The sequence below is a fragment of the Arthrobacter sp. GCM10027362 genome, assembly GCF_042679445.1.
Classification (GTDB): domain Bacteria; phylum Actinomycetota; class Actinomycetes; order Actinomycetales; family Micrococcaceae; genus Crystallibacter.
On the sequence record NZ_JBHTML010000351.1, the window covers coordinates 1 to 1,591 of the forward strand.

General features: G+C 72.5%; 1 protein-coding gene. It reads left to right on the forward strand.

The features are described 5' to 3' along the window. Positions 1-1,568 (forward strand): PTS fructose transporter subunit IIC (locus ACFQ36_RS22570; protein ID WP_377017792.1); only part of this gene is annotated, 1,568 nt, incomplete at its 5' end. Positions 1,569-1,591: the final 23 nt, after the last annotated feature.

The following is a 1,591-nucleotide window of genomic DNA, read 5'->3' on the forward strand; positions in this document are numbered from 1 at the left end:
GGACCGCGGCGGCCGCTGCCGGGCCGGACCGCCCGCGCACGCTGGTGGCCGTGACCGCCTGCCCCACCGGCATCGCCCACACCTATATGGCCGCCGACTCGCTCACTGCCGCGGCGAAGGAGGCAGGGGTCGGCCTGCAGGTGGAGACCCAGGGCTCGGCCGGCGCCCAGCCGCTGGATCCGGCCGTGATCGAGGCGGCGTCGGCCGTCATCTTCGCCGTGGACGTGGACGTGCGCGAGAAGGAGCGCTTCGCCGGCAAGCCGGTGATCCAGTCCCCGGTCAAGCGCGCCATCGACGAACCGGACCGGATGGTCCGCGAGGCCCTGGCCGCCGCGGAAGACCCGAACGCCCGCCGGGTCAGCGCCGTCGCGGACGTCGGGGCACACGAAGGGGCCCTGGCCGGCGAAAGCATCGGCGCCAAGCTCAAGCGCGCCCTGCTCACCGGCGTCAGCTACATGATTCCGTTCGTGGCCGGCGGCGGCCTGCTCATCGCGCTGGGCTTCCTGCTCGGCGGTTACGACATTGCCCTGAACGGCAAGGCGGATTCCATCCTGGGCAGCAACACGCTGTTCAACCTCCCCGGCGGCAACCTGGCCCTGTACCTGGGTGCGGTGCTGTTCAAGATCGGGGCACTCTCCATGGGCTTCCTGGTCCCCGCGCTGGCCGGGTACATTGCCTACGCGATCGCAGACCGGCCGGGCATCGCCCCGGGCTTCACCGCCGGCGCGGTCGCCGGGTTCATGGGTGCCGGCTTCCTCGGCGGCCTGGTGGGCGGCCTGCTGGCGGGCTGGTTCGCCCACTGGCTCGGCACCCTGGCCGCACCGCGCTGGCTGCGCGGCCTGATGCCGGTGGTCATCATCCCGCTGCTGGCCTCGATCGTGGCCTCCGGGCTCATGTTCCTGGTCCTCGGCGGGCCGATCGCGGCGCTGACCGCCGCCCTGAACGCCTGGCTGTCCGGCCTCACCGGTGCCTCCGCGGCCATCCTGGGGATCATCCTGGGCCTGATGATGTGCTTCGACCTGGGCGGCCCGGTGAACAAGGTGGCCTACTCGTTCGCCGTCGCCGGCCTGGGCGCCGGCAGCCTGGCCAACCAGGCCCCGTACCAGATCATGGCCGCGGTGATGGCCGCCGGCATGGTGCCGCCGCTGGCCATGGCCCTGGCCACCGTGCTGGACCGCAAGCGCTTCTCCCTGGCCGAGCGTGAGAACGGCAAGGCTGCCTGGCTGCTGGGCGCCTCGTTCATCTCCGAAGGCGCCATCCCGTTCGCCGCCGCGGACCCGCTGCGCGTGATCCCGGCCAGCATGCTCGGCGGCGCCGTCACCGGTGCCCTGTGCATGGCCACGGGAGTCACCTCCCAGGCCCCGCACGGCGGCATCTTCGTCTTCTTCGCGATCGGCAACATCGCCATGTTCGTGCTCTCGATCGTGGCCGGCATGGTCGTCACGGCACTGGCAGTGATCGTGCTGAAGCGCTACGCCGTCAAGCGCACCGAGCGGCCCGAGGCCGAAGCCAAGCCCGGGCTCGCCGGCACAGCCGGCACGGTTCCGGCCGCCGGCCAGCCGGCATGAGCGGGGCGCGAGGGACCCGCCGT